This is a genomic window from Kitasatospora sp. NPDC127060 (genome assembly GCF_042724935.1).
Taxonomy (GTDB): Bacteria; Actinomycetota; Actinomycetes; order Streptomycetales; family Streptomycetaceae; genus Kitasatospora.
This window is the reverse complement of sequence record NZ_JBHXEG010000062.1, coordinates 1,669-27,290: the sequence shown is the minus strand read 5'-3', so window position 1 is coordinate 27,290 and position 25,622 is coordinate 1,669. Positions and strand designations below refer to the sequence as shown.

Genomic DNA, 25,622 nt, shown 5'->3' with positions numbered 1-25,622 from the left:
CTCCGCCCGGGCGGTGGCGCGGTCGGGCCAGACCCGGGTGCCGATCTCCTCCTTCAGTACGGCGAAGAAGCTGGCGGCGGCGGCGTCATCGAAACAGGAGCCGACCCTTCCCATCGACTGCCGCATGTCCAACTTGCCTATCTCGCTGCGGAATTCACTCGACGTATATCCGCTGCCGCGGTCCGTGCGGAAGGCACGGCCGCGCTCCGGACCGCCTCGGCCGGCGGCCATCCGCAGCGCGGCCACCGGCAGTTCGGCGCGGTGGTGGTCGGCCATCGCGTAGCCGACCACCACGCGGGTGGCCAGGTCGATGCAGGTGGTCAGGAGGTCTTCGGCCCGCTTGCGAGTTCAACCTGAGTAATCCCCCTCCGCCGCAGGCCCGTTGTCGGGCCAGGCGCGCCCGACGGCGCGTGGCGGAGGGGGACTAGGCACCCGGTCGGTCCCGCGGGGTTCAGGGCGAGGGGGTGTCCGAGGGGTCCTGGGCGGCGTCCGATTCGGCGGCAGTGGCCGCGCTGTCGGCGGCGTCCACCTTCTGCTTCATCTCGCCGAGTTGGTCACCGCTGGCCGCGGTGGTGGCGGGCGCGGCGGCAGGCTGGGAGGCGGTGCCCGTCCCGCCCGTGTTCCCGCTGCCGCTCCCGCCGCATGCTGTGAGGGCGAGCGAGGCGAGCAGGACTGCGGCGGTGAGACCGGCGGCCCGCCGCAGCGGGCGGGCGGTGGCCGGACGTGCGGCCGTTGCGCGGGCGGTCATGGTGCGAGCGGTCACTTCGCGGTCGAGGTGCCGAGGCCCTGCGAGGAGCACCAGGTGGCCACGTCCTTCAGGTCGTTCTGCCGCTGGGTGAGCGTGGGCACCAGGCTCTTGCGATAGGTCAGGCGGTCGTTGAGGTAGCTGTGGACGGCGGTGTGCCCGGCGGCCTTGGCGTTGTCCACCCGCTGCTCCAGACGGGCGACCGAGCCGACCTCGGTGTTCGGGCCGTTCAGGCGGTTCAGCGCGTTCTGGATCCGCTGCTCGGTCTTGGGCAGGCGCTTGCAGATGTCCTTCGCGCCGTCGCCCTTGGGCGCGGGCAGGGTCTTCGGGGTCACCGCGGCCACCGGGGTGGCGTTGGTGGTCGCCGCCTGGGCGGGGCCGGCGAACGCGAACAGGGTGCCGCCGAGGGCGAGAGCACCGGCCGCGGCGGCGGCCTTGCGGTAGGAGCGCATGGTGAGTCCTCCAGTTGCCAGGGGTGGCAGATCCGGCCGGACCGTCGGGCGGCCCGGCTGAGCAGGACGGTAGAGGGCCTCTTTGTGGATTCCTTGTGAGCCGTGGACTCCTTGTGAGTCGCCGGGTCCGCGAGCCTCCGTTGCCCGCTCAGCCGCTCGCCACCGTGGACCTGATCCACTGGCGGCGGGTCGGCAGGGGCAGGGTCGGGGCGTCCGGGGCGACCAGCGGCAGGCGGATCTCGATGCGGCAGCCGCTACCGCTCGGCGGCTCGGTGACCGTGACCGTGCCCCGGTGCAGGGCCACCTGCTGGGCGACCAGGGTCAGCCCCAGGCCCGAGCCGGGGCTGTCCCGGCGGCGGTGGAACCGGTCGAAGACCGCCGCGCGGTCCTCGACCGGGATGCCCGGCCCGTCGTCATCCACGGCCAGGACCGCCTGCCCGGCCTCCCGGTGCAGTCCGAGCACGATCCGGGCCGGCAACCCGGGTCGGTGGCCGTGCACGGCGGCGTTGGCCAGCAGGTTGTCGCAGACGATCCGCAGCCCGGCCTCCCAGCCGTGCACCCGCAGTCCGCCGCCGTCCGGCCCGGCGAGGTCGGGAGCGGCCAGGGTGATAACCGCCAGCTCCGGCCGCCGTCGGCGAAGCTCGGCGACCGCCGCCGCGGCCGGCTCGGCCAGGTCCAGTGGTCCGAACGCCTCCTCCTCGACCAGGTCGCCGCGGGCCAGTGTGCGCAGCGCGGTCAGCAGGTCGAGCAGCCGTCGGTGGTCGTCGCGCAGGTCGGCGGTGATCTCCGCGCGGTCGCCCGGCGGCAGGTCGGGGTGCGCGCTGAGCACGTCCAGGTTGGTCTGCAGGCCCATCAGTGGGGTGCGCAGCTCGTGTGAGGCGGCGGCGGAGAACGAGCGGGCGGTCTCCAGCGCCTGTCCGGTGCGGGCGACCTGCTCGTCGTAGCGGGCCAGTGCGCTCTCCAGCGCGACCGCGAGCTCGTCCACCTCGCGGATCCCGCTGCGCCGGTGCCCGAAGTCGGCGGCGCCGGCGCGTGGGTCCAAGGCGGCGGCCCGGCGGCCGAGCCGGCTGAGCGGGGCGGTGGCACGCCGGGCCAGGGCGTAGGCGAGCAGGCCGGAGACCGGTGCGGCCAGCACGGCGGCCCACAGCATCCGTCCGCGTACCGCGGCCACTTGCGGGTCCGTCGCGGACACCGGCGCCGCGACCCAGAGCGTGCCGGGGTCGGCGCCGGTCACCTGCCGCGCCAGCACCCGCCAGGCGCGGCCCTGTGCGTGCACGGTGACCGGGCCGCCGGTGTTCCCGTGGGCGGGCTGCGGCAGCACCGAGGCGGGGCCCGGCATCGGGCCGCCCTGGGTGATCTGGTTGCCGTTCGCGTCCGCCACTCGGATGCCGACGTCCAGCGCGTCGTCCAGCAGGTTGCGGCGCTGGTTCTGTTCGACCCGGAGCCGGCCCTGTTGCGTCGCGTTCAGCAGCGCCCGGGAGGCGGGCAGCACGGCGTCGGCGCGGTCGCGCAGCTTGGAGTCCTGCTGGGCGCGCAGGTCGTGGGTGACCAGGCCGAGCAGCAGCGCGCCCGTGCCCAGCACCAGCAGCGGGACGAGCAGCGCGGCGCCGATCGCGATCCGGGTGGCAAGGCTCATCGAGCGCGGGGCGGGGGTCGCGCCGGTCACTGGTCCGCCTCCGGCATCCGCAGCACGAAGCCGACGCCGCGCACGGTGTGGATCAGTCGGGGTCGGCCGCCCTCCTCCAGCTTGCGGCGCAGGTAGCTGACGAAGGTGTCGACGGCATCGGTGCGGACCTCGAAGTCGTAACCCCAGACCCGCTCCAGCAACTGGTCGCGGGTCAGTACCAGGCCGGCGTTGCGGGCGAGGTACTCCAGCAGCTCGAACTCGCGGCGGGTCAGCCGCACCGGTCGGCCGTCCCGGCGCGCCTCGCGGGCGGCGGGCTCGATCTCCAGCGGTCCGACCCGCAGCACCTCTCCGCCCGGTCCGTCGAGTCGGTCGCGCGCACCCGCGCCGGCCGGCGGGCGGCGGCGCAGCAGGGCGTGCAGCCGCAGCACCAGTTCCTCCAGTGCGAACGGCTTGATCAGGTAGTCGTCGGCGCCCGCCTGCAGGCCGGCCACCCGGTCGGCCAGTTCGTCCAGTGCGGAGAGCATCAGCACGGGCGTGTCGACGCCCTGGTCGCGCAGTCGGCGGCAGACCTCGGTGCCGGTCAGGTCGGGCATCGAGACGTCGAGCACCAGCACGTCCGGCGGCTCGGTGGCAACCAGCTCCAGCGCCGCCCGCCCGCCGTCCGCCGAGCGCACGGTGAAGCCGCTCAGCCGCAGGCCGCGCTCCAGCGACCGGCGGATCGTGTTGTCGTCGTCCACCACCAGCACGGTCCCGGTGCTGTCACCGACCGCCATCGGCCCTCTCCTCGCTGCCGCCCGGCCGTTTGCCGGGCCCCACGATGGCACGGGCTGATGAGAGTTTTCTCATCGAAGTCGGGGCCCGTGTGAGTGTGTGGGGTGGTGCCGGCGGGATGGGCGGCAGCGGGCTGGTCGAGGACGGGTGGTCGCTGAGCTCGACTCCTCTCGGCCGGTGTGATGGGTCTTGGCCGCGACTGCGACCGTCGGCGCTGTGCATGTCACCACACCGCAGCACGCTGGGGCGGCGTCGGAACGCCGGGGCCTGCGGCCGGTGTGGCGGACGCGGCCCACGGCAGCGCGTACCAGGAGAGCACGGCGAGAACGGCTGCGCTCGGCAACTCGGCGACGTAGGCGAGCAGTTGCGCGAGCTGGTAGTCGGAGCCGCGATGTGCCGACCACAGGTCGAAGAACGCGTCCAGGCCCAGCAGGACGGCGGTGGCCGAGGCCATCGGACTGGTGGCCGGGTGGCGGCGACGCACCAGCCGGGCCAGCAGGAACAGCGCCGCGACCTCCATGACGTCCAGCCACACCCAGGAGTTGGAGAGGTTTCGTGCGCCGAAGCGCCCCTTCACCGACATCGCGAGCACGACGATCCATGGCATCAGCAGGACACCCGCCGTATGGAACGCCATCGGCAGCCAGCGCCGGATTGCCGCCTCGCGGGCTGCGATCCGCCTCCGAAAGGTGTGGGTCGGCATCGTCGTGTGCCTTTTCCTTCGTGGTAGTTGGGTTCCAAGCCGTGTGTCGGCCGGCCTGCTGCTCCTACGTGAAATACCTACTCGGGCGACGTCCTGCCCGGTTCACCGTTGTGCGGGCGGGTTCGACGGCGCCGGGACGTCGATCACGACGGCGCTGCCCCGGGTGACCGCGTCGCCGGAGGCGGGCAGTTGGCCACAAACGCGACGAACGGGCGGCCCCGGTGTGGGGCAGGCGCCCTCCACCACCCTGGACACCCGCAGTCCGGAGCTCTGCACGCTCAGTCTGGCCTCGGCGACACTTTTGCCTGCCAGATCCGGCACTCGGACGGCTCGCCCCCCGGATGGCGAGCCGTCCGCCGAGTACGCCCCGGCGGCCGCGCACACGGCTGCGCACAGCACCACGGCAAGGACGACACGTCTCGCCCGTCCGCCACGCTGCGGACCGCGGGTGCGCTGGACCCGACCGGGCGCGGGCTCAACCGGTGCCGAGGCATGGTCCGAGGCAGGCGGAGTCCGACAGGTCGTGAGCACGTCGCTCGCGTGCGTGCGGGCGACGACGGCGGCCAGCGTGTGGGCTACGGCGATGCGCATCTCGGCGGCGGTCTGGTAGCGACGGTGACGGTCCTTCGCCAAAGCCGGCAGTACGAGACCGTCGCACACGTCCGGCAGCTCCGGCGCGTATGTCGAGGGCGGCCGCGGCTCCTCGTTGACGTGTTGCCACGCCACCGCGACGGGCGTTTCGCCGGTGAACGGCGGCCTCCCGGTCAGCAGCTCGTAGAGCAGGCAGCCCGCGGAGTACAGATCCGAGCGCACGTCTACCGACTCGCCGCGCGCCTGCTCGGGCGACAGATACGCCGCCGTACCGATGACCACGGAGCCCTGGGTCAGCGCCATCGCGTCCGTCGCGAGGAATTGGGCGATGCCGAAGTCCATGACCTTGGTCTGCCCGTCCCAAGTCACCATCACGTTCGCGGGTTTGACGTCACGGTGCACGATGCCTTGGGCATGGGCGCGTTCCAGTGCCTCCAGCACGCCGAGCGTCAGTTCCAGGGCCCGCGCGGCCGGCAAGGGCGGGCCCTGGCGCAGCATCTCGTCAAGGGTGCATCCCTGGACGTACTCCATGACCAGGTACGGCAGCACCCCCTCACCCAGCGCCTCCTCGCCGCTGTCGAAGACGGCAACGATCGAGGAGTGGTTGAGCGAAGCCGTGGAGAGGGCCTCCCGCCGGAACCGGAGCAGCGAGGTGGGGTCGGTGGCCAGATCCGGTCGGAGGGCTTTCACTGCCACCAGGCGGTCAAGACGCCGGTCTCGAGCCAGGTGCACCTCTGCCATACCCCCGCGCCCCAAGAGCGCCAAGACCGTGTACCGCCCGCCCAGGACGTGCCCTGGTTCCATCGCACCTGTCCTCACCCGTGTCGAGACGTGAGCGCCGCCGTCTCACGCCCAGCAGGTCCGGGCACGGTACTAGGCATTCTTGTGAGATCTCTGTGAAAGCGCCGGTGTGCCAGTGGTGCCCCTGGCCGGGCTCTTTCCCTTCCCTTTCGCGGTCCCCGAATGTGGCCGTCACCGGCACCAGCCGCCCGCCCGAGCCGCCGCGACGCAAGAGGGGCAGCGGGGTCGGGCTTGAGGCGGGCGACGTGCTCGCGGGCGATGACGGTCTCGAACAGGTCGGCGAGACCGGCCGCGGCGAGGCCCGCTCGGACGACCTGGCCGTCGTTGACCGAGGCCACGGCCACCGGCACGCGGCCGGCCAGGTGGCGTGCGACGCAGTGACACGCGCTACCGGTTGGACCAGGTGGGCGAGGATGAGTCCGCTGGCCGACCTCACGGCCCTGCGCGAGCGCTGTCGCTGGCTGTCAGCCAGTCAGCCGAGATCGAACACGGCGGTGACGGGTGCGTGGTCGGACCAGCGGTCGGCGTGGGTGGCCGCCCGCTCGACGTAGGCTTCGACGGCCTTGGCGGCGAGGCCCGGGGTGGCGACCTGGAGGTCGATGCGCCAGCCGGAGTCGTTGTCGAAGGCGCGGCCGCGGTAGGACCACCAGGAGTAGGGGCCGGTGCGGTCGGGGTGGAGGGCGCGGACGACGTCGACGTAGCCGGCCTCGTCGTAGACGCGGGAGAGCCAGGCGCGTTCCTCGGGGAGGAAGCCGGCGGACTTCTGGTTGGCCTTCCAGTTCTTGAGGTCCTCGGGGCGGTGGGCGATGTTCCAGTCGCCGCAGACCACGACCTCGCGGCCGTCGGCGGCGGCGCGGGCGCGCAGGGCGGTGAGGTGGACGAGGAATTCCGCCATGAAGCGTTCCTTCTCGTCCTGGCGCTCGGTGCCGACTTCGCCGGAGGGCAGGTAGAGGCTGGCGACGGTGAGGCCCGGCAGGTCGATTTCCAGGTACCTGCCCGAATTGTCGAATTCCTCGGAGCCGAATCCGATCGTGCTGCGCTGCGGCTCCCGGCGGGACAGGATGGCGACGCCGGCCCGGCCCTTGGCGACCGACGGGGCCCAGAGCGCGTGCCAGCCGTCCAGGTCGCGCAGTTCGACGGGCAGCTGCCCGGGTTCGGATCGCACCTCCTGGAGGCAGATCACGTCCGCCTCGGTGCCGGCCAGCCACTCCACGAAGCCCTTCTTGGCGGCGGCCCGGATTCCGTTCACATTCACACTCGTCACCACGATCACCCGGGCAGCCTACCCATTGGCCCAGCCCGCCCCGCAGCGTGACGCGCGGCCGCGGGCCGTCCCGAAGGGCTGTCGTGAACGTGGCATGAATGTTCGCGACGGTCGCACCGAGCCCTGTCATTGGTCTTGACCATCTCCGGACGGAACACCTAGGGTCGCTTACTGCAAGGACCTTTAATAAAGAAGGACGGATAAAGGCCCGCTCTCCCACCTGCCGCAACAGCGGGCAGTGGGCCCGGGATCCGCCCTCCTTGTCGTAGGGCGGACAAGACCAGGTGGAGGACGCGGTGGGGACGACAGGACAGCTTTCGGCGGTGCCGGAACCGAAGTACTGGCACCTGCGCACGGTGCTGCTGCGGGCCATCGACACGGAGTTCTCCACCGGCCAGGTCCTGCCCAACGAGCGCGAGCTGTCCGCCCGCTTCGGGGTGGCCCGGGCGACGCTGCGGCAGGCCCTGGACCAGCTGGAGCTGGAGGGCCGACTGGTCCGTCGCCGGGGAATCGGCACCCTGATCGCCGCCCCGCGGGTCGGCGTCCCCGTGAACCGGCAGGAGGAGGGCTGGCCCGGCGCCGGCCGCAGCCAGTCCTGGCGCACGGTCGACTGCACCACCGCCCCCGCGTCCGCGCAGCTGGCCAAGGGCCTCGGCATCGCCGAGGGCGCCACCGTGCACACCGTCCGCCGGGTCCGGCTGGTCGAGGGCCGCGCGATGGCCAGCGAGTCGCTGCACGTCCCGGCCTCCGCCCTGCCGCACCTGCCCGGCTTCCGTGCCGAGGGCGACCGCGCCCGTTCGGTGCTGCGCCAGCTGGAGCGCCTGGAGGTCGACGGTGAGTCCCGGGCCGTCGAGCTGGGCGTCGCCGAGGCCGACGAGGCCGTGCTGCTGGAGCGCCCCCCGGGCACCCCGGTGTTGGTCATGACCACCCAGTACGCCGCCGGCGGCCGTCTGGTGGCGCTCGCCGTCTCCACCTACCGGGCGGACACCTGCAAGCTGACCTTCGGCGAGACCGGCCTGGTCGAGGTCACCCCGGTCGGCGCGACCACCGAGGTCCGCACCGCCTCCTGAACCGTTTCGCACCCACCCTCGGAGAACGGCCCGGACGCCCGACTGGCGTCCGGGCCACTGTCGTCGACGGCCGGGCGGTACGCCTCACACCCGGGGCGGGTCGACCGCGAAGAGCTGGTCCTCGACGTGGTCCAGGGCGACCCGCAGGGCGCCCATCGAGACGACCTCGGAGCCGAGGGCGGCCAGTGCCACCTCGGGGGCGCGGAGGGTGAACTGGGCGAGGCGTTCGCGCAGCGGTTCCAGCACGCCGTCCAGGCCGGCCGCCCAGCCGCCGATGACCACCAGCTGGGGGTCGATGGCCAGGACCAGGGCGGCGACGCCCTGGACGAGCCGGGTGAGGAAGCGGTCCATGGCGACCTTGGCGACCTCGTCGCCCTCCCGGGCCAGCCGCAGGACCCGGGCGACGGCGGCCTCGTCCAGCGGGTTGAGCGGCTTGCCGGTGGTGGAGAGCAGCCGCTCGGGGGTGACCTCCTGGCCGAGCAGGTGCAGGGCACCGATCTCGCCGGCGGCGCCGCCGTAGCCGCGGTGCAGTCTGCCGTTGATCAGGGAGCCGGCGCCGGGGCTGAGGCCGGCCATCACGAAGACCACGTCGTCGGCGCCGACCGCCGCGCCCTGCCAGTGTTCGGCGATGGCGGCGAGGTTGGCGTCGTTCTCGATCAGGACGGGGCAGCGGAAGGAGCGGCGCAGCCGGGCGCCGAGGTCGAGGCCGGTCCAGCCGGGCATCGCGGTGCCGAGCCGGATGGTGCCCTCGCGGTCGACGATGCCGGGGGTGCCGATGCCGACGGCCCACAGGTTGTCCCGGGAGATGCCCGCCTTGCGCAGGACCTCGGCGACGGCGGTGCGGACGGCGGTGAGCCGGTCCTCGGCCTCCAGGGTCTCGTCGACCGGCTTGAAGTGACTGCCCACCACCTCACCGGTGAGGTCGGCGAGGATGACCCGGACGTCGTGGACGCCGATCTCGATGCCGAGGATGTGCCCGGCCTCGGCGCGGAAGCGGAACCAGCGGGCCGGGCGGCCGCGGCGGCCGGTACCCGGCTGGCCGTCCTCCCGGGGCTGCTCGACCTCGGCGACGAGGCCGGTCTCGACCAGGCCCTCGATCACGCCCTCGACGGTCGGCCGGGAGAGCCCGGTCTCGCCGACGAGTTGGGTGAGGGTCACCGAGTGGCCGGTCCGCAGCGCCCGAAGCGTGACCGCGGCGTTGATCCGCCGCAGCAGCGAGGAGTCTCCTCCGGTGAGCCGATCCGCCAATGCGATGCCCTTCGCCGTTCGCGCGACTGCCCTGGCGCGCGGTGTCGAGTGCGCGGAGCCCACCGAATGGCCCGCGGGGGTCTGTCCCCGACGTGCGGTACGGGCGACGCTGGGCCGCCTGCACCAGGGCCGGGGGAAGCAGTGGGGAGCCTACCCGGGGACCGTGCCGGGCGGCGAGGATTCCCGCAGCTCACCCGGGCTTCGGTATCGAAATGGTACGGATCGGGTGGCGGTACGTGACCCGGGGCTTCACCCCTCGGGCACGGATGGCCCGCACACCGGGCGCAGCCCCCGTACGGCCCAGCGGGAGCGCACCGACAGCAGCGAGCCGACGCTCAGCCAGGAGCACGCCGAGAACGCGCTGACCACCGAGCCGGCCGAACCGATGGACAGCACGCTGCCGACCGAGCCGATCGAGAGGACGGAGCCGACCGAGCCGACGGACAGCAGCGAGCCGATGGAGCCGAGGGAGGCGATGGAACCGAGCGAGGCCCGGGAGCGGATCGAGCGCACGGGAGCGGGAGCGGCCATGTGCCCGATCGTAGCGCCGGTGCCGTCAGGCCACCTGCGGTCAGGCCACCTGCGGTCAGCCCACGCGCCGTCAGTCCACCCGCCGTCAGTCCACCCGCGCGACGAACAGCCCCTGCCCGAGCAGCCCCATCGGGTGCCCGTCCGCAGGAAGGGTGAGCACCGTCGGGCAACCCGCGGTGGTGAGGGCGGCCCGCCACTGCGGGGCCGGGTGGCCGGTGAAGCCCCGGTGGGCGCCGGTGATCAGCAGGTCGAGCTGTTCGGCGACGGGGGCGAGCAGCAGCAGCCGGCCGCCCGGGGCGAGCTGGTCGACCAGCGCCGGGACCTCCTCCTCGGGCCGGCCGACGGCGGTGGCGACGACGATGTCGTAGCGTCCGCCGTCGGGGGCGAGGTGGTGTTCGGCGTTCTGCCGGGGGCGGGCGGCGAGGGCGCGGGCGACGGCCGTCTCGCTGCCGTCGCGGTCGAGTTCGAGGATCCGCGGCGGCTGCGGCCCCGGGTGGGCCTCGACGGTGGCGCGGACGAGGGTGCCGAGGGCGGTGCCGAGGTAGCCACGGGCGGCGGACCAGCGGACCGGGGCGGCGGCCGGGCGGGGGTCCTCTTCGCCGGTGAGCAGCTTGGGCAGCCGTAGGGCGCCGCGCCGGACCCGGTCGAGGACGGCGGCGGTGCCGAGGCCGTCGGTCCAGCTGTCGACGGCGGGCCGCCAGGCCTCCCGGACCTCGGCGGAGCTGAGTTCGGGGGCGCCGTGGTAGATCGGGCCCTGGGCGCCGCCGTCCCGGCGGGTGATCAGGCCGTGCCGGGCGAGGGCGTCGAGCCAGTGGCCGACCCGGGGGCGCTGGGCGGGGGTGACCAGGGCGGTGGCGAGGAGTTCGGCCTCGGAGCGGCCGTGTCCGGGGTCGGTGAGCACTCCGGCCTGCTGGAGGGTGTGCAGCAGCGCGGTGAGGACGGCCCGGTCGAGATGGGCGCCGAACTCGGTGAGCTGCGCGGCGGTGATGCCGATGCTGTGCTTCCAGGCGGCGGCGGTGGCGGCCTCGGTGTCGGCGCGCAGCCGGCGGTCGGCGGCTTCGGAGCGGCTGTCCGGGGCGCGCAGGTGGGCGAGGACGGCGCCGAGGGCGTCGACGGCGGCGTAGACGTCGTCCTGCCGGGGTTCGGGGCCGACGTGCAGGACGAGTCGGAGGGCGCCGAGGTCGTGGTCGGCGAGGCCCGGTTGCCTGCTGAGCCGCCAGAGCAGGGCGGAGGGCAGGCTGAGGTGGGTGGTGCCGTTGGCGGCGAGGGCGGTGAGCTGCTCGTCGGGCCGCTGGTCGGGGTCGGCGCAGTGCACGGTGCCGCCGGCCAGCAGGGTGGCGAGGGCGAGTTCGACGGCGAGGTCGGTGGCGGGGTGCAGCACGGTGTGCCGGATGGGCGGCGGGCCGAGGACGCCGGCCCAGTGCCGGAGCCGTTCCTCGGCGGCGCGGGCGGTGGAGGGCGGCAGGGCGGCGTGTTCGGCGACGCGCTCGGCGAGGGCCCGGGGCAGGCCGCCCGGCGGGGAGACGCCGAGCAGCAGGCCGATGCCGCTGATCGCGCGTCCGTCGGCGACGACGGCGGGCCGGTCGCCGAACTCGCGCAGCGCGCTGACCAGCGCAGGGGTCGGGGCCAAGGTGATCACTCCGGGGTGCGGGGGAGAAGCCGCACCACTGAACCATGGGTCCGGGCCGGTGAGCGGGGCCTACGGGTAATAATTCCGTAATGATTTTCATATCGGCCAGCCAAGCGGTGGCAGCGATCCCGGCACGAACACGCCGGAACTGCACATTCCGGAACCGCTGCGCGATCCCTTGACAGGTGGTTCGGGTGCTGGATTACTTGGCCTGGGCTTGCCCTGACCGAACGATCGGTTGGGCTCCGAGCCTCGGCCGACCTGCGGAGGAGCGACGATGACCGGCAGCGCACCCGACCCGGACCGACGCCTGGGCGAGCCGATTCCACCCGCCCTGCTGGACGCCGGCGAGCGGATGGGCGTCGACGAACTGCGGGCCCACCAGCTCGACCGGCTGCGGGCCACCCTGCGGCACGCCTACGACCACGTCGAGCTCTACCGCCGCAAGTTCGACGCCGCCGGGGTGCACCCGGAGGACTGCCGCACCCTGGCGGACCTCGCCCGCTTCCCCTTCACGACCAAGGCCGACCTGCGCGAGGGCTACCCCTTCGGCATGTTCGCCGTCCCGATGGAGCGGGTCCGCCGGATCCACGCCTCCAGCGGCACCACCGGGCGTCCGACCGTGGTCGGCTACACCGAGAACGACCTGTCCATGTGGGCCGACGTGGTCGCCCGCTCGATCCGCGCGGCCGGCGGCCGGCCCGGCCACAAGGTGCACATCGCCTACGGCTACGGGCTGTTCACCGGCGGCCTGGGTGCCCACTACGGCGCCGAGCGGGCCGGCTGCACCGTCATCCCGGCGTCCGGCGGGATGACCGCCCGCCAGGTGCAGCTGATCCAGGACTTCCGCCCCGAGATCATCATGGTCACCCCCTCCTACCTGCTGACCCTGCTGGACGAGTTCGAGAGGCAGGGCCTGGATCCGCGCGCCAGCTCGCTGCGGATCGGCATCTTCGGCGCCGAGCCCTGGACGGAGGAGATGCGGCGCGAGATCGAGGAGCGGCTCGACCTGCACGCCGTCGACATCTACGGCCTCTCCGAGGTGGTCGGCCCCGGCATCGCCCAGGAGTGCGTGGAGACCAAGGACGGGCTGCACATCTGGGAGGACCACTTCTACCCGGAGGTGGTGGACCCGTTCACGGATGAGGTGCTGCCCGAGGGGGAGGGCGGCGAACTGGTCTTCACCTCGCTCACCAAGGAGGCGCTGCCGGTCGTCCGCTACCGCACCCGCGACCTCAGCCGGCTGCTGCCGGGTACCGCGCGGCCGGGCTTCCGGCGGATGGAGAAGGTGACCGGGCGCAGCGACGACATGATCATCCTGCGCGGGGTCAACCTCTTCCCGACCCAGATCGAGGAGATCCTGCTGCGCACCCCGGGCGTCGCCCCGCACTTCCAGCTGCGGCTGACCCGGGAGGGGCGGCTGGACCGGCTGGCCGTCCGGGTGGAGGCCCGCCCGGAGGCGTCCGCCGAACTGCGTGAGGCGGCCCGGACGGAGATCGTCCGGGCGGTGAAGGACGGGGTGGGCGTGACGGTCGCGGTCGAGGTGGTGGACCCGTACACGCTGGAGCGCTCGGTCGGGAAGATCAAGCGGGTGGTGGACGAGCGGCCGCGCTGAGGCGACCGCGTCGGGCCCTCGGCCGCGCTGAGGGACGGCGGAGGCGCACGGCTGTCCGGGGGGTGATGCCGTGCGCCTCCGACGTCTACAGAAATGTAGACGCTCAGTGGGTGGTGAGTCCAGCCGTCCGGCGGTGCGCACGCGCGGACAGCGCCAGCGCCACCCCCATCAGCACCGCGAGCGCCAGGCTGACCGGGCCGGTGCCCAGTCCGATGCCGCCGCGGTCGGCGCCGACGCCCAGCCAGTCCGCGAACGAGGCGCCCAGCGGGCGGGTCAGCACGTACGCCCACCAGAACCCGGCCACCGGGCCCACCCAGCGGGCCCGCGAGGCCACCGCCGGGATCGAGATCAACACCGCGAAGCCCAGCCCGGCCACCAGGTAGCCCAGGTGCAGGGTGGCCGCCGTCAGGTCGCCCAGCGCCGTGCCCAGCGCGAAGGTCAGCAGCACGGCCGCCCAGTAGAACAGCTCCCGGCGCAGCCCGGTCACCCGGTCGATCGCCAGCGAGCCCTCCACCCGGTGCCAGAGCAGGAACAGCGCCGCCAGCGCCACCGCCAGCGAACCCGCCGACAGCGCGTACGGGACGCCCAGGGCGACGTGCGCCACGTCGGCGACCATCGTGCCGAACACGCTGACCATGACCACCACGGCCCAGTACAGCCCGGTCACGCAGCGGCGGGTCCGCAGCTGGACCAGGAGGGTCACGACGAGCAGCAGCCCGGCGGCGGCCACCGCCAGGACCGGGTCGAAGGTCTTGGCGAGGAAGTCGGAGAGGGTCTCGCCCAAGCCGGTGGTCAGCACCTTCACCAGCCAGAACCAGCCGTCCACGGACGGGACCTTGCTGGCGCCGGGGCGGGCGGTGCGGCCGGGGGCGGGGCGGGTCGTCGTCGCGTGCGCCATGTCAGCCCTCGGAGCCGTCGGAGGTGTCGGAGCCGGCCGAGGCGCCGGCTGACGCGCGGCCCGGGTCGGTGGTGTTGGACGTCAGCTCGCCGCTGGTGCCGTCCACCGTCACCAGGTGGCGCACGCCGTCCCGGCCGACGACCGTCACGGCCCAGGCGGCGCCACCGCCCTGCTCGGTGACCCGGCGCAGCGACTCGGCGCGGCCGCCGGGGACGGCGGCCTGGGCCTTCTCCAGGGCGGCGGAGGCGCCCAGCGAGGGCAGCGCGGCCGGGGCCACACCGTGCCCCTGCCCGTGCCCGTGCTGACGGTCGTGCCCGTGCCCCTGCTCGCGCCCCGGCCCGTCCGTGCGCCGGGACCCGTCCGCGTGCCCGTACCCGTGGCCGTCCTCGGACCGGGCCGCCGCCTCGCGGTGCCCGCGCCCGCCCTCCCCGTGCCCCTCGTGGGCCGCCGCGGCGACCGCCAGCCCGCCCGCACCGAGCAGCGCCACCGTCACCACCCCGGCCGCCAGCCGGCGCTCCCGCCCGTCCGCCCAGGCCCGCAGCCGGGCCGCGCGACGGCGCCGGGCCGTCAGCGGCGGCACCTCGGGGAGCTCCGGCTCCTCGCCGGTCGACGGGGTGCCGGGAGACAGGGGATCGGTCATCGGGCGTACTCCTTGCCTGGAAGTGCTGCGCTGCGCTCCGCGCCCGGCGATCATGGCGGACCGTACCTGAACCCCCGCTTAAGCCCGACCGGCAAATGGTGAGCGGCGATCCGAGCCCGGACGAGATCGCTCACGATCACCTGGCACCCTGAGCGGATGCACATACTCGTCGTGGAGGACGAACAGCGGATGGCCACCGCGCTGCGGCGCGGACTGGAGGCCGACGGCCACACCGTCGACGCCGCCCACAACGGCCCCGAGGGACTCGCCCTCGCCGAGCGCCACCCCTACGACGTGATCGTCCTCGACATCATGCTGCCCGGCCTCAACGGCTACCGGGTCTGCGCCCGGCTGCGCGCGGGCGGCTGCCGGGCCGGCATCCTGATGCTCACCGCCAAGGACGGCGAGTGGGACGAGGCCGAGGCCCTGGACACCGGCGCCGACGACTACCTCTCCAAGCCGTTCTCCTTCGTCGTCCTGCTCGCCCGGCTGCGCGCCCTGCACCGGCGGGTCGACCAGCAGCGCCCCCGGCTGCACACCCTCGGCGACCTCGTGCTGGACGCCAACGCCCGCACCTGCACCCGGGCCGGCACCCCGACCCACCTGACCGCCCGCGAGTTCGCGATCCTGGAGCACCTGGCCGCCCGCGCCGGGACGGTCGTCTCCAAGCGCGAGATCCTCGACCACGTCTGGGACGCCGGCCACGACGCCGACCCGAGCATCGTCGAGGTGCACGTCCACGCCCTGCGCCGCAAGATCGACGCCCCCTTCGGCCGCTCCGCCCTGCAGACCATGCGCGGCGCCGGCTACCGGCTCGACCCGGACGGCGGCTGAGATGCGCCGACTCCCGCACTGGGCGAGCCGGTTCGTGCCCCGTACGGTGCGCGCCCGGGCCACCGCGGCGGCCGGAACCGTGCTGGCCGCCGCGCTTGCCCTGGCCGGGGCCGGACTGCTCGCCGCGGTCCACGCCGAGCTGGTCGCCTCGGCCGCCTCCGCCACCCGACAGCAGGCCGAATCGGTCGCCCAACTCGCCCTCCAGGGACGGCTGCCGGCCGTCCTGCACACCGGGCACGGTACCGACTTCCTCCAGGTCGTCGACGCCCGCGGCACCGTGCTGGCGGCCAGCCCCAACCTGGCCGGCCGCGCCGCCCTCGCCACCGAACCGCGCACCGGCTCGCTCACCACCGACCAGGTCGACCCGCTCTACGACCACCACCGCCAGCGGCTCACCGTCGTCGCCGCCGACACCCCCGGCGGGCCGGTCACCGTCTACGCGGGCGCCTCGCTGCGCGCCGCCGACGAGGCGATGGACATCACCCAGGCCGGGCTGGCCGTCGCCTGCCCGCTGCTGCTGCTCACCGGCGTGGTGGTCACCTGGAAGGTCACCGGGCAGGCGCTGCGGCCGGTGGAGGCGATCCGCGCCGAGGTCGACGCCATCACCGGCCAGGACCTGCACCGGCGCGTCCCCGAACCCGGCACCGCCGACGAGATCGCCCGGCTCGCCGCCACCATGAACGCGATGCTCGACCGGCTGGAGGCCTCCGGCCGCCGGCAGCGGCAGTTCATCGCCGACGCCTCGCACGAACTGCGCAGCCCGCTCGCGGTGCTGCGCACCCAGCTGGAGGTCGCCGACACCCACCCCGACCAGGCCGTTCGCGCCGAACTGGTGCACGGCGCCCTGGCCGACACCGACCGGCTGCAGAACCTCGCCACCGACCTGCTGCTGCTCGCCCGCCTCGACGCCGGCGGCGCCGACGAGCGCCCCCGTCAGCGGATCGACCTCACCGACCTGGTCGCCACCACCGTGCCGGCCCGCCCGTTCGGCCCGCACCGCCGCACCACCGACCTCGCCCCGGACGTCACCGTCGAGGGCATCCCGCTCTGGCTCGGCCGGCTGCTCACCAACCTGCTGGACAACGCCGAGCGGCACGCGGCCGGCACCGTGCACGTCCGGCTGTCCACCGACCCGGCGCGCGGCCTGGCCCTGCTGGACGTCGAGGACGACGGCCCCGGCATCCCGCCCGCGGACCGGGAGCGCGTCTTCGAACGCTTCACCCGGCTGGACGACGCCCGCTCCCGCGACCACGGCGGCACCGGCCTGGGCCTGTCGATCGCCCGCGACATCGCCCGCCACCACCACGGCACCCTCACCGTCACCCCCAGCGCGGCCGGCGCCCGGCTCACCGCCGCGATCCCCCTTGCGGCCGACCCGGCGGCGGACGCCTGAGCGGCCCCCCGGCGGCCGATGCCCGAACGGCTGACGGCCGAGCGGCCGATGTCCGAGCGGCCGACGCCCGAGCGGCCCCGGGACCCGTTCGGCGCAGCAGGGATCGTGGTGGCGGCCGATGCTTCCCAGACTCGGAGGACGAGGGGGTGGACTCGACCGGAGAGGCATCTTCATGAGCATCGGGCTTCGTCGCATCCTCGCGGTGACCGCAGTGGTCTCCCTCGGCCTGGGCGCCGCGTCCTGCGGCAGCGCCAAGCAGTCCTCGTCGGGCGGCGGTTCGTCGGGCTCCGCCGCCGCGGGCGCCGGGGCGAGCGGCACCGTGGCGGTGGGGGCGGTGCGGATCGGCCTGCTGCTGCCCGAGAGCAAGACCACCCGCTACGAGCAGTTCGACCGCCCGCTGATCGAGCAGAAGATCAAGCAGCTGGCACCCGAGGCGCAGATCGACTACTACAACGCCAACCAGGACGCGACCCTCCAGCAGACCCAGGTGGACACCGCCCTCACCAAGGGCGACAAGGTGCTGATCCTGGACGCGGTGGACGCCAAGTCGATCCAGTCCTCCGTCCAGAAGGCTCACGACGCGGGCGTCAAGGTGCTCGCCTACGACCGGCTCGCCCAGGGCCCGGCCGACGCGTACGTGTCCTTCGACAACCACAAGGTCGGCGAACTCCAGGGCCAGGCCCTGGTGGCGGCGGTCGGAGGCAAGTCGGGCTCGGGCGAGATCTTCATGATCAACGGCTCGCCCACCGACCCCAACGCGGCCGACTTCAAGGCCGGTGCGCACAGCGCGATCGACGGCAAGCTGAAGATCGGCAAGGAGTACGACACCCCCCAGTGGGACCCGAACACCGCCAACCAGGAGGCCGCCGCCGCCATCACCGCGATCGGCGGGGCCAATGTGGTCGGCGCCTACTCGGCCAACGACGGCATGGCCGCGGGCGTCGCGACCGCCCTCAAGGCGGCCGGCCTGAGCGTCCCGCTCACCGGCCAGGACGCCCAGCTCGACGGCATCCAGCGGATCGTGGCCGGCACCCAGACCATGACGATCTACAAGCCGTTCAAGCCGGAGACCGACATCGCCGGGCAGATGGCCGTCGCGCTGGCCGCGGGCAAGTCCCTGGACTCCACCCTGGCGCCGACCACGGTCACCAACGGCAGCGGCCACAAGATGCCGGCCAACCTGATCACCCCGGTCGTCGTCGACAAGAACAACATCAAGACCACCGTGGTCCAGGACGGCCTCTACACCGTCGCCCAGATCTGCACGCCGGACTACGCCGACGCCTGCAAGAGCGCCGGCCTCCAGTAGTCGGCCGCACCGCGGCCGCCGGCGGCCCTCCGAAGCCGGCAGCACCCTCCGAAGCCGAACCGCCCCGCCCCCACCACCGGGGCGGGGCAAGGAAGTTGGTCACTGTGGCAGGTGAGACCGTACTGGCCCTGCGCGGGGTCTCCAAACGGTTCGGCGCCGTCCAGGCGCTCACCGACATCGAACTGGAGGTGCACACCGGCGAGGTGCTGGCCCTGGTCGGCGACAACGGCGCCGGCAAGTCCACCCTGGTCAAGGCGATCGCCGGAGTACACCAGCCCGACGAGGGCGCCATCGAGTGGCAGGGCCGGCCGGTGGGCATCCACCGGCCGCAGGACGCCCAGCAGTTGGGCATCGCCACGGTCTACCAGGACCTCGCGCTGTGCGACAACCTCGACGTGGTCGGGAACCTCTTCCTCGGCCGCGAGATCCGCCGCTTCGGCATCCTCGACGAGGTCGCGATGGAGAAGCGCTCCCGGACGCTGCTGGACACCCTGTCCATCCGCATCCCCAGCGTGCGGATCCCGGTCGCCTCGCTCTCCGGCGGCCAGCGCCAGGTCGTCGCGATCGCCCGCGCGCTGATCGGCTCGCCCAAGGTCGTGATGCTGGACGAGCCGACCGCGGCCCTGGGCGTCGAACAGACCGCCCAGGTGCTCGACCTGGTCGAGCGGCTGCGCGAGCAGGACCACGGCGTGATCCTGATCAGCCACAACATGGCGGACGTGATGGCCGTCGCGGACACCGTCGCGGTGCTGCGCCTCGGCCGCAACAACGGCGTCTTCGACAAGCGCCACACCAACCAGGAAGAGATCATCTCGGCCATCACCGGCGCCACGGACAACGCCGTGACCCGCCGCAGGGCCCGCGGCCAGGAGGGTTCCCAGTGAGCGACCACACCCCCGGGAACGCCCCCGGCGACGAACCCGGACGCCACCACCGCCCGCCGCTGCCGGAGGAGAGCATGCCCACCGGCGGCGTCAACGCGCCCGTCCCGGTGGCCCCGGAGGCCATCCCCGCGGTCGACCCCCGGCTGATCGTCCGCCAGGAGGGCGTCAAGGGCTACCTGGGCGAGTTCCGCCGCCGGATGAGCAGCGGCGAACTGGGCTCGCTGCCCGTGGTGCTGGCGCTGATCGTGATCTGGGCGGTGTTCGGCAGCCTCAACAGCAGCTTCCTGTCCGCCCAGAACCTCTCCAACCTGTCCCAGCAGATCGTCGGCACCGGGATGATCGCGATCGGCGTGGTCTTCGTGCTGCTGCTCGGCGAGATCGACCTCTCGGTCGGCTCGGTCAGCGGACTGTGCGCGGCGATCTTCGCCGTGCTGAACGTCAGCAACGGCGTCAACCAGTGGGTCGCCCTGATCACCGCGCTCGTCGGCGGCGCGATCGTCGGCACGATCCAGGGCTTCTTCTTCGCCAAGGTCGGCGTCCCCGCCTTCGTCGTCACCCTGGCCGGCAACCTCGGCTGGAACGGCCTGATGCTCCAGGTACTCGGCGCCAGCGGCACCGTCAACCTCTCCGGCAAGGACATCGTCTCCCGGCTCTACAGCACCATCTACGGCCAGCAGATCGCCGCCTACGGCACCGCCGCGGTCGGCGTCGCGCTGTTCCTGGTCGCCTCGCTGATCGACGCCCGCCGACGGCAGGCCGCGGGCGTCCCCTCCCGGCCGGCCGCCGACATCGTGCTGCGCACCGTGCTGCTGGCCGTCATCGCCTTCCTCGCCGCCTACACGCTCAACCAGTACAAGGGGCTGCCGCTGGCCCTGCTGATCTTCCTGATCTTCATCGTGGTGCTGGACTTCGTGCTGCGCCGCACCTCCTACGGGCGGCAGGTGTTCGCGCTCGGCGGCAACATCGAGGGCGCCCGCCGGGCCGGCATCAACATCTCCTGGATCCGGATCAGCGTCTTCGCGATCTGCTCCACCATGGCCGGGATCGGCGGCCTCTTCCTGGCCGCCCAGATCCAGTCCGCGAGCCAGACCTCCGGCGGCGGCAACCTGCTGATGAACGCCATCGCGGCGGCCGTCATCGGCGGCACCAGCCTGTTCGGCGGGCGCGGCAAGACCTGGTCGGCGCTGCTCGGTGCGCTGGTGATCGGCTCGATCCAGTCCGGGATGAACATCCAGGGCCTGAGCAACGCCATCCAGTTCATGATCACCGGCGCGGTGCTGCTGGCCGCCGTCGTGATCGACTCGCTGGCCCGGCGCACCCAGCGGGCGGCCGGCCGGGCGTGAGCGGTGCCCGGTGGGCGGGCGGCCGGGCGTGAGCGGCGCCCGGTGGTCCTGACGCCTGCCCTATGCTGCGGGCATGCCGAGTGAGCTGCGAGTTCATCGACCAGACACCGATCAGGCGTTCATCCTGCGGGAGACCGAACTGACGCCCGTGCCCTTCGTGCCCGAGATCCGCCTCCAGATGGCGCAGGACGCCATCGCCCTGTGGGAGACGACCGAGCGCGACCGCGGACTGGCCGGACTGCCGCCGCCGTTCTGGGCGTTCGCCTGGGCCGGCGGGGTCGCGGTCGCCCGCTACGTGCTGGACCACCCCGAACTGGTCGACGGGCGGGCGGTGCTGGACATCGCGGCCGGATCCGGACTGGTCGGGGTGGCGGCCGCGCTGCGCGGCGCGAAGGACGTCCGGGCCGCCGAGATCGACGCCTACGCCGTCGCCGCGATCGGACTCAACGCCGAGGCCAACGGCGTACGGGTGGCCGGTGCACTGGTCGACCTGGTGGACGGCGACGGCGCGCCCGCCGAGGTGGTGCTGGCAGGCGACGTCTTCTACGAACGCGCCATGGCCGCCCGCTTCCTGCCCTTCCTGGAACGGGCCGCCGCCCGCGGCGCCACCGTGATCGTCGGCGACCCGGGCCGCGCCTACCTGCCCCGGGAGCGGTTCACCGCGGTGGCCGCGTACCAGGTGCCGGTGGTGGCGGACCTGGAGGACACCTCGGTCAAGACCACCACGGTGTGGCGGCTCGGCTGACCGTCCGCAGCGCGGAATTCCCGGCGGCGCCGCCGGGCAACCCGCTAGACAGGCCGACATGACCGAAAAGATCGTGGTGCGCACCGCCGTACCGGAGGAGATCCCCGCCCTGCTCGCCCTCTGGGCCCGGGCCGCCAAGGGCACCAGCATCACCGACGACGCGGCGGGCGTCGCCGCCCTGCTCGCCCGGGACCGGGACTGCCTCCTCGTGGCCGCCGCGGCCGAGGACCCGGGCACCCCGCTCGGCACCGTGATCGCCGGCTGGGACGGCTGGCGGTGCCACCTCTACCGCCTCGCCGTCGACCCCGAGCACCGCCGCCGCGGCATCGGCGCCGCCCTGCTGGCCGCCGCCGAGGAGCGCTTCGCCGCCCTCGGCGGCCGGCGGGTCGACGCGATGGTGCTGGACGACAACGCCCTCGGTCACCGCACCTGGCAGGCGGCCGGCTACCACCCGCAACCCCAGTGGAGCCGCTGGGTCAAGCCGCTGCCCGCCTGACCACTCCGCTGACCACTCCGCACGGCGGCGGCGAGCGGCCGCCGCCGTCCGGATCCGGCCGGTCCGGATGCGGACGGCGGCCGGAACTTCCGCCCCCGGCCGCCGGTCAGCAGGATGGTGATCACCGGGAGGGCGGCGCGGGCGCCGAGCCCCGACCGGTGCGGAGCAGCCGGCTCCGACCGCCACCCGGCACCTGTCATCCGTCATCCGTCTTCCGGGGGGAAGCCATGTCCAAGGCCGTCCGACTGATCACCGTCGCGTTCACCGCCGTCACCCTGTCCGGAACCGGGGCGTTCCTGCTGTCCGTCGCCGTCGGCCCGCAGACCCCGTACGGCATCGGCTGGGACTGATCCGGTGGTCCCCGTCCATCTCACCCTGGTGCTGACGGGACCGCGCCCACCCACGGAGGACGTGGCCCACGCCCTGGAGGACATCCTGTGGGCCCACGCGAGACCCGAGACCGCCCTGGAACACCTCCGGGTGCGGGCCGACTCGACGGCGATCGGGATCGTCTGCTACCTCCGTGCCGCCACGACCGAGACCGCGCGGGCCAGGGCGCGACTGCTCGTGGCCGACGCGCTGGCCGCGTCGGGGATCGGGCTCGACGGATGCACCGTCACGCTCCGGTGCTGACCGGCCCGTCCACGCCCCGAAGGCCCGTCCACGCCCCGAAGGCCCGCCCACGCCCCGAAGGGGAGACAACCGTGCCGTCCCTGCGTTCCGATCCGGAGCTGATCCCGTGATGCTCGCCCACCGCCTGGGCCGCGGACTGCTGTCCGCCGCCCTGATCGCCCTCACCGCCGTCCCGGCCGGACTCGCCGCCGGGCCGGCCGCGGCGGCCGACGCGCCGTCGCCGTCGGCCCCGTCCGCCCCGACGCCCGTGAACCTGACCGCCGCCGGCCCGTTCGCGGACTCCTTCCGGCAGAGTCCGTCGCTGAACACCGTTCCGCTGCACGGCCTCAACGTCGGCCTGGACGCCCGCCAGCAGGGCAGCGCCCGGACGGTGTCCTGGACCAGGACGTCCGGCCGTTGGGACACCCAGGCACCCCCGGACTCCGCGGCCGCGCAGGTCAGCACGGCCGACCAGCCCGACCGGCTGGTGTTCACCCAGGGCGTCTCGGCCGTCATGCTCGGCGCGCCCGTGATCGCCGACGCCGACGGCACGTACACCGTCTCCACCGTGGTCGACCCGGCGGTGGGGGAGAGCACCGGCAACGACTGGGCCTCGGTGGTGCTCGGCCGCAGCCACCGCGCGACCGGGTACGTGACCAACGGGGACGTCGACCTGGGGCTGACCGTCACCTCGGGCGGGAAGTTGTCGCTCTTCCACGGCGGGGGTGGTGAAACCCCGTTCTGGCAGGGGTCGGTGGCGCCGGCCGACCGGTACGCGGTCGCGCTGAAGGTGTCGACCGGCGCCGACAAGGCCGTCACCCTGACCGTCAACGGCACGGCCTTCACCGTGAAGGGCCCGGCGTCGGTCAACCGTTGGCCGAGCAGCGCGTTCCTCTACCTCGGGGCCTACCTCTCCGCTCCGGGTGAGCTGACGACCTTCGGTGACGGCAACGGCACGGGCGTCGACGTGAGCCGGATCGACGCCGCCGCGACGGCGGGTGCCAAGCCCTTCGTCGACACCTTCGACGGTGCCCCGGCGGGTACCGACAACGGTCTGAACGACGATCTGAGCGCCCGCCAGCCCACGCTGGTGTCGGCCGGCTACTCGGCGGTGTCCGGCAGGAGGGGCCTGGCGGCGACGCCCCCGGAGGGCTCGGTGCAGGTCAACAGCCCGGCCGCGCCGAACGTGCTGTCCTTCCCGCAGGGCACCGCGGCCGTGCGGCTGACCAAGCCCGCCACCGCCGACCTGTCCGGCTCGTACACGGTGCACGCCCGGCTCACCCCGGCCGTCGGCCGCACCTCCGGTACGGACGCGGCCACCCTGCTGGTCAGCAACGCCTCCGGCGCGACCGGCGCGGTGGACGCCGAGGACGTCGCGCTCGGCCTCAAGGTCCAGGCCGACGGCTCGCTGAAGCTCTACCAGGCCGGGCAGCCGCTGCCGTTGCTCACCGCCGCCGTCGCGCCCGGGGGCGGCAGCTTCGACGTCTCGCTCGCCCTCACGGGCGGCACCGCCCGGCAGGCCACCGTGACGGTCAACGGCAGTACGGTCTTCACCGGTGCGACGCCCGCCGCCCTGCCGCGCGACGGCTACGTGCACCTCGGCGCCCAGCGCGCCACCCCCGGCACCGTCACCACGGCCGACGACCTGCGGGTCAGCATGCTCGGAGGGCTCGACTACTACGGCTACTTCGACATCATGGACCCGGACTCGACCAACAACAGCGTCGACCACAGCGCCGATGTGGCGGCCTGGACGAACATGAACAACTTCGTCCTCCAGGACCTCACCGACCCGCGCTACGCCGGGTTCCTGGACTACTGCCGCCCCGCCTCCTGCGTCATCGACGTCAGCAAGCAGGTCGCGGTGCCGGACCCGACCCGGCCGGGCAAGAACAAGCCCAACCCGGACGCCCCGGCGGCGCTGGCCGGGCTGGTCACCCGGATCGGCGGGAACCTGGACAAGCTCTCCGCGATCTACACCCTCGACGAGCCGTACTACCAGGGCTTCGACGCCGGCCAGGTGCAGACCCAGGTCAACCAGGTGCACGGCGCCTTCCCCGGCAAGATGCTCGCCTACACCACGGACGCCTACCGCCTGACCGCGCCCGTACCGAGCGGCGTCGACCTGGTCGGCTTCGACAACTACTGCCCGGGCCGCGCCGTTGTCGAACAGGACCTGGCCACCCTCCAGGGTGCGCTGGCCTCGCCCGACCAGCACCTGGTGCTGTTCCCGGAGTCGATCATCCCGGGGGTCAACGGCTGCGAGTCGGCCACCGACGCGGTCATCGCCGGCAACAACACCGACTACCGCGCCATCGCCGCGCAGCACCCGAGGGTCGTCTACCTACAGAACTTCCGCTGGCTCAACGCCCAGCAGGGGAGCACCATGCCGCTCACCACCCAGCGCCAGCAGGCCATCGGCACGGCGGTCGTCAACGCCACCCCGCAGCCCGCCCGGGCCGGGGTCGGCATCTACCGGCCCGGCGATCACAGCGTCACCGAGAACAGCCACAACGACGTGGTGATCGGCACCTCCGGCAGCTCGCCGCTGTTCACCGGCCCCGACGACGTCCCGCTGGCCGGCCACTGGAACGGCCCCGGCACCGACACCGTCGGCGTCTACCACCCGGCCACGGCGACCTTCGTCCTGCCGGGCGCCGACGGCACCACCACCTCGTATGTGTTCGGCGTTCCGGGCGACATCCCGGTGGTCGGCGACTGGAGCGGCCACGGCCGTACCACCATCGGCGTCTACCGGCCGGGCGACCAGACGTTCTACCTCAGCGACGACAACGCCAACCCCACCTACGCGCTGACGTACGGCAACCCGGGCTGGACCCCGCTGGTCGGCGACTGGAGCGGCAGCGGGCGCACCACCATCGGGGCGTACGACCCGGCGACCCAGACCTTCTACCTGCGCGACACCAACACCCCGGGCGGCCAGGCGGACCACACCTTCCGCTACGGCAACCCGGGTGACATCCCGATCAAGGGCGACTGGGACGGCACCGGCATCGACACCGTCGGCGTCTACCGGCGGGCCGACCGGGCCTTCTACGGCTCCGCCAGGGAGGGCACGCTGACCGTCTACGGCAGCGTCTTCGGCAACCCCGGGGACCAGCCGCTGGTCGGCAACTGGGGCTGAGCGGGCCGTTCAACGCCCGCGCTGGAGCCGGGGGACGAGGTGCTGATCCGGCGATGTTCCTCTGGCTCGATCCGGACGAGGAGCGGCTGTTCGACTACCTCGCCGTCAAGCCCACCGAGGTCACCCTGCTGCCCGGCGGCGGATGTGGTGGCCGCCGTGGGGCGGATGGCCACGTCGCTCGGGGGTGGGGGGCGCCGGGGGGCCGCGGGGGGCCCCGGCCGCCCGCCCCCCCCCCGCCGGGCCCCCCCCGGGGGGGGGGTTGGGGGGGGGGGGGT

Annotated in this window: 24 protein-coding genes and 1 pseudogene; 12 read left to right on the top strand and 13 right to left on the bottom strand. The window is 73.6% G+C overall.

Translation table 11 applies throughout. The features are described from left to right. Positions 1 to 153: 153 nt before the first annotated feature. The 8 genes and pseudogenes from ACFWIS_RS28650 to ACFWIS_RS28615 form a co-directional block, all read right to left on the bottom strand. A pseudogene (locus ACFWIS_RS28650) lies at positions 154 to 276 on the bottom strand (IS3 family transposase); the annotation flags it as partial. A 175-nt stretch (positions 277 to 451) separates the two neighbouring features. Beyond that, positions 452 to 748, bottom strand: coding sequence for a hypothetical protein (locus ACFWIS_RS28645; protein WP_380454491.1), 297 nt, complete (start codon positions 746 to 748; stop codon positions 452 to 454). Positions 749 to 759: 11 nt separating this feature from the next. Next, the gene (locus tag ACFWIS_RS28640; protein WP_380454492.1) at positions 760 to 1,197 is read right to left on the bottom strand and encodes a hypothetical protein; all 438 of its coding nucleotides are present in this window, start codon (positions 1,195 to 1,197) and stop codon (positions 760 to 762) included. A gap of 148 nt (positions 1,198 to 1,345) precedes the next feature. Further along, a complete protein-coding gene (locus ACFWIS_RS28635) occupies positions 1,346 to 2,863 on the bottom strand; it encodes a sensor histidine kinase (protein ID WP_380454494.1) in 1,518 nt (505 codons plus the stop codon). Next, complete coding sequence (locus ACFWIS_RS28630) at positions 2,860 to 3,597, bottom strand: response regulator transcription factor (RefSeq protein ID WP_380454496.1); 738 nt, start codon at positions 3,595 to 3,597, stop codon at positions 2,860 to 2,862. Before ACFWIS_RS28630 ends, ACFWIS_RS28635 begins: the two co-directional genes overlap by 4 nt. A gap of 221 nt (positions 3,598 to 3,818) precedes the next feature. Continuing rightward, positions 3,819 to 4,202, bottom strand: coding sequence for a hypothetical protein (locus tag ACFWIS_RS28625; RefSeq protein ID WP_380454497.1), 384 nt, complete (start codon positions 4,200 to 4,202; stop codon positions 3,819 to 3,821). A gap of 198 nt (positions 4,203 to 4,400) precedes the next feature. Further along, the gene (locus ACFWIS_RS28620) at positions 4,401 to 5,693 is read right to left on the bottom strand and encodes a protein kinase (RefSeq protein WP_380454499.1); all 1,293 of its coding nucleotides are present in this window, start codon (positions 5,691 to 5,693) and stop codon (positions 4,401 to 4,403) included. A 469-nt stretch (positions 5,694 to 6,162) separates the two neighbouring features. Beyond that, the gene (locus ACFWIS_RS28615; RefSeq protein WP_380454575.1) at positions 6,163 to 6,954 is read right to left on the bottom strand and encodes an exodeoxyribonuclease III; all 792 of its coding nucleotides are present in this window, start codon (positions 6,952 to 6,954) and stop codon (positions 6,163 to 6,165) included. Between the two features lie 296 nt (positions 6,955 to 7,250). Between ACFWIS_RS28615 and ACFWIS_RS28610 the strand changes: the two genes are divergently transcribed. Continuing rightward, positions 7,251 to 8,024, top strand: coding sequence for a GntR family transcriptional regulator (locus tag ACFWIS_RS28610; RefSeq protein WP_380454501.1), 774 nt, complete (start codon positions 7,251 to 7,253; stop codon positions 8,022 to 8,024). An 84-nt stretch (positions 8,025 to 8,108) separates the two neighbouring features. On the opposite strand, the gene ACFWIS_RS28605 is transcribed toward ACFWIS_RS28610, so the two are convergent. From ACFWIS_RS28605 to ACFWIS_RS28595, 3 genes are all read right to left on the bottom strand, one after another. Next, on the bottom strand, positions 8,109 to 9,272 hold the full coding sequence (locus tag ACFWIS_RS28605) for an ROK family protein (RefSeq protein WP_380454503.1): 1,164 nt from the start codon (positions 9,270 to 9,272) through the stop codon (positions 8,109 to 8,111). A 249-nt stretch (positions 9,273 to 9,521) separates the two neighbouring features. Next, on the bottom strand, positions 9,522 to 9,803 hold the full coding sequence (locus ACFWIS_RS28600; RefSeq protein WP_380454505.1) for a hypothetical protein: 282 nt from the start codon (positions 9,801 to 9,803) through the stop codon (positions 9,522 to 9,524). 85 nt (positions 9,804 to 9,888) lie between these two features. Beyond that, entirely contained in the window at positions 9,889 to 11,433 is a 1,545-nt protein-coding gene (locus ACFWIS_RS28595) for a hypothetical protein (protein WP_380454507.1), read from the bottom strand. 277 nt (positions 11,434 to 11,710) lie between these two features. Here ACFWIS_RS28595 and paaK point away from each other — a divergent pair, with 277 nt between their 5' ends. Next, positions 11,711 to 13,048, top strand: a complete 1,338-nt coding sequence (gene paaK, locus ACFWIS_RS28590; RefSeq protein ID WP_380454510.1) for a phenylacetate--CoA ligase PaaK — start codon at positions 11,711 to 11,713, stop codon at positions 13,046 to 13,048. Between the two features lie 103 nt (positions 13,049 to 13,151). On the opposite strand, the gene ACFWIS_RS28585 is transcribed toward paaK, so the two are convergent. Further along, complete coding sequence (locus ACFWIS_RS28585) at positions 13,152 to 13,946, bottom strand: hypothetical protein (RefSeq protein ID WP_380454512.1); 795 nt, start codon at positions 13,944 to 13,946, stop codon at positions 13,152 to 13,154. A gap of 1 nt (position 13,947) precedes the next feature. Next, positions 13,948 to 14,586, bottom strand: coding sequence for a PepSY domain-containing protein (locus ACFWIS_RS28580; protein WP_380454514.1), 639 nt, complete (start codon positions 14,584 to 14,586; stop codon positions 13,948 to 13,950). 156 nt (positions 14,587 to 14,742) lie between these two features. Between ACFWIS_RS28580 and ACFWIS_RS28575 the strand changes: the two genes are divergently transcribed. The 10 genes from ACFWIS_RS28575 to ACFWIS_RS28530 all read left to right on the top strand — a co-directional run bounded on the left by ACFWIS_RS28575 (position 14,743) and on the right by ACFWIS_RS28530 (position 25,347). Next, positions 14,743 to 15,420: a response regulator transcription factor gene (locus tag ACFWIS_RS28575; RefSeq protein ID WP_380454516.1), complete on the top strand. Its 678-nt coding sequence runs from the start codon at positions 14,743 to 14,745 to the stop codon at positions 15,418 to 15,420. 1 nt (position 15,421) lies between these two features. Beyond that, the gene (locus ACFWIS_RS28570; protein WP_380524033.1) at positions 15,422 to 16,813 is read left to right on the top strand and encodes a sensor histidine kinase; all 1,392 of its coding nucleotides are present in this window, start codon (positions 15,422 to 15,424) and stop codon (positions 16,811 to 16,813) included. A gap of 172 nt (positions 16,814 to 16,985) precedes the next feature. After that, entirely contained in the window at positions 16,986 to 18,122 is a 1,137-nt protein-coding gene (locus tag ACFWIS_RS28565; RefSeq protein ID WP_380454519.1) for a sugar ABC transporter substrate-binding protein, read from the top strand. Positions 18,123 to 18,226: 104 nt separating this feature from the next. Then, positions 18,227 to 19,006, top strand: coding sequence for an ATP-binding cassette domain-containing protein (locus ACFWIS_RS28560; RefSeq protein WP_380454521.1), 780 nt, complete (start codon positions 18,227 to 18,229; stop codon positions 19,004 to 19,006). Positions 19,007 to 19,080: 74 nt separating this feature from the next. Continuing rightward, complete coding sequence (locus ACFWIS_RS28555) at positions 19,081 to 20,349, top strand: sugar ABC transporter permease (protein WP_380454577.1); 1,269 nt, start codon at positions 19,081 to 19,083, stop codon at positions 20,347 to 20,349. A 73-nt stretch (positions 20,350 to 20,422) separates the two neighbouring features. After that, positions 20,423 to 21,094, top strand: a complete 672-nt coding sequence (locus tag ACFWIS_RS28550) for a class I SAM-dependent methyltransferase (protein ID WP_380454523.1) — start codon at positions 20,423 to 20,425, stop codon at positions 21,092 to 21,094. Positions 21,095 to 21,152: 58 nt separating this feature from the next. Then, the gene (locus ACFWIS_RS28545) at positions 21,153 to 21,590 is read left to right on the top strand and encodes a GNAT family N-acetyltransferase (RefSeq protein ID WP_380454525.1); all 438 of its coding nucleotides are present in this window, start codon (positions 21,153 to 21,155) and stop codon (positions 21,588 to 21,590) included. Positions 21,591 to 21,817: 227 nt separating this feature from the next. After that, positions 21,818 to 21,940, top strand: a complete 123-nt coding sequence (locus tag ACFWIS_RS28540) for a hypothetical protein (protein ID WP_380454527.1) — start codon at positions 21,818 to 21,820, stop codon at positions 21,938 to 21,940. 4 nt (positions 21,941 to 21,944) lie between these two features. Beyond that, complete coding sequence (locus ACFWIS_RS28535; protein ID WP_380454529.1) at positions 21,945 to 22,223, top strand: hypothetical protein; 279 nt, start codon at positions 21,945 to 21,947, stop codon at positions 22,221 to 22,223. A 106-nt stretch (positions 22,224 to 22,329) separates the two neighbouring features. Then, on the top strand, positions 22,330 to 25,347 hold the full coding sequence (locus ACFWIS_RS28530) for a hypothetical protein (RefSeq protein WP_380524031.1): 3,018 nt from the start codon (positions 22,330 to 22,332) through the stop codon (positions 25,345 to 25,347). Positions 25,348 to 25,622: the final 275 nt, after the last annotated feature.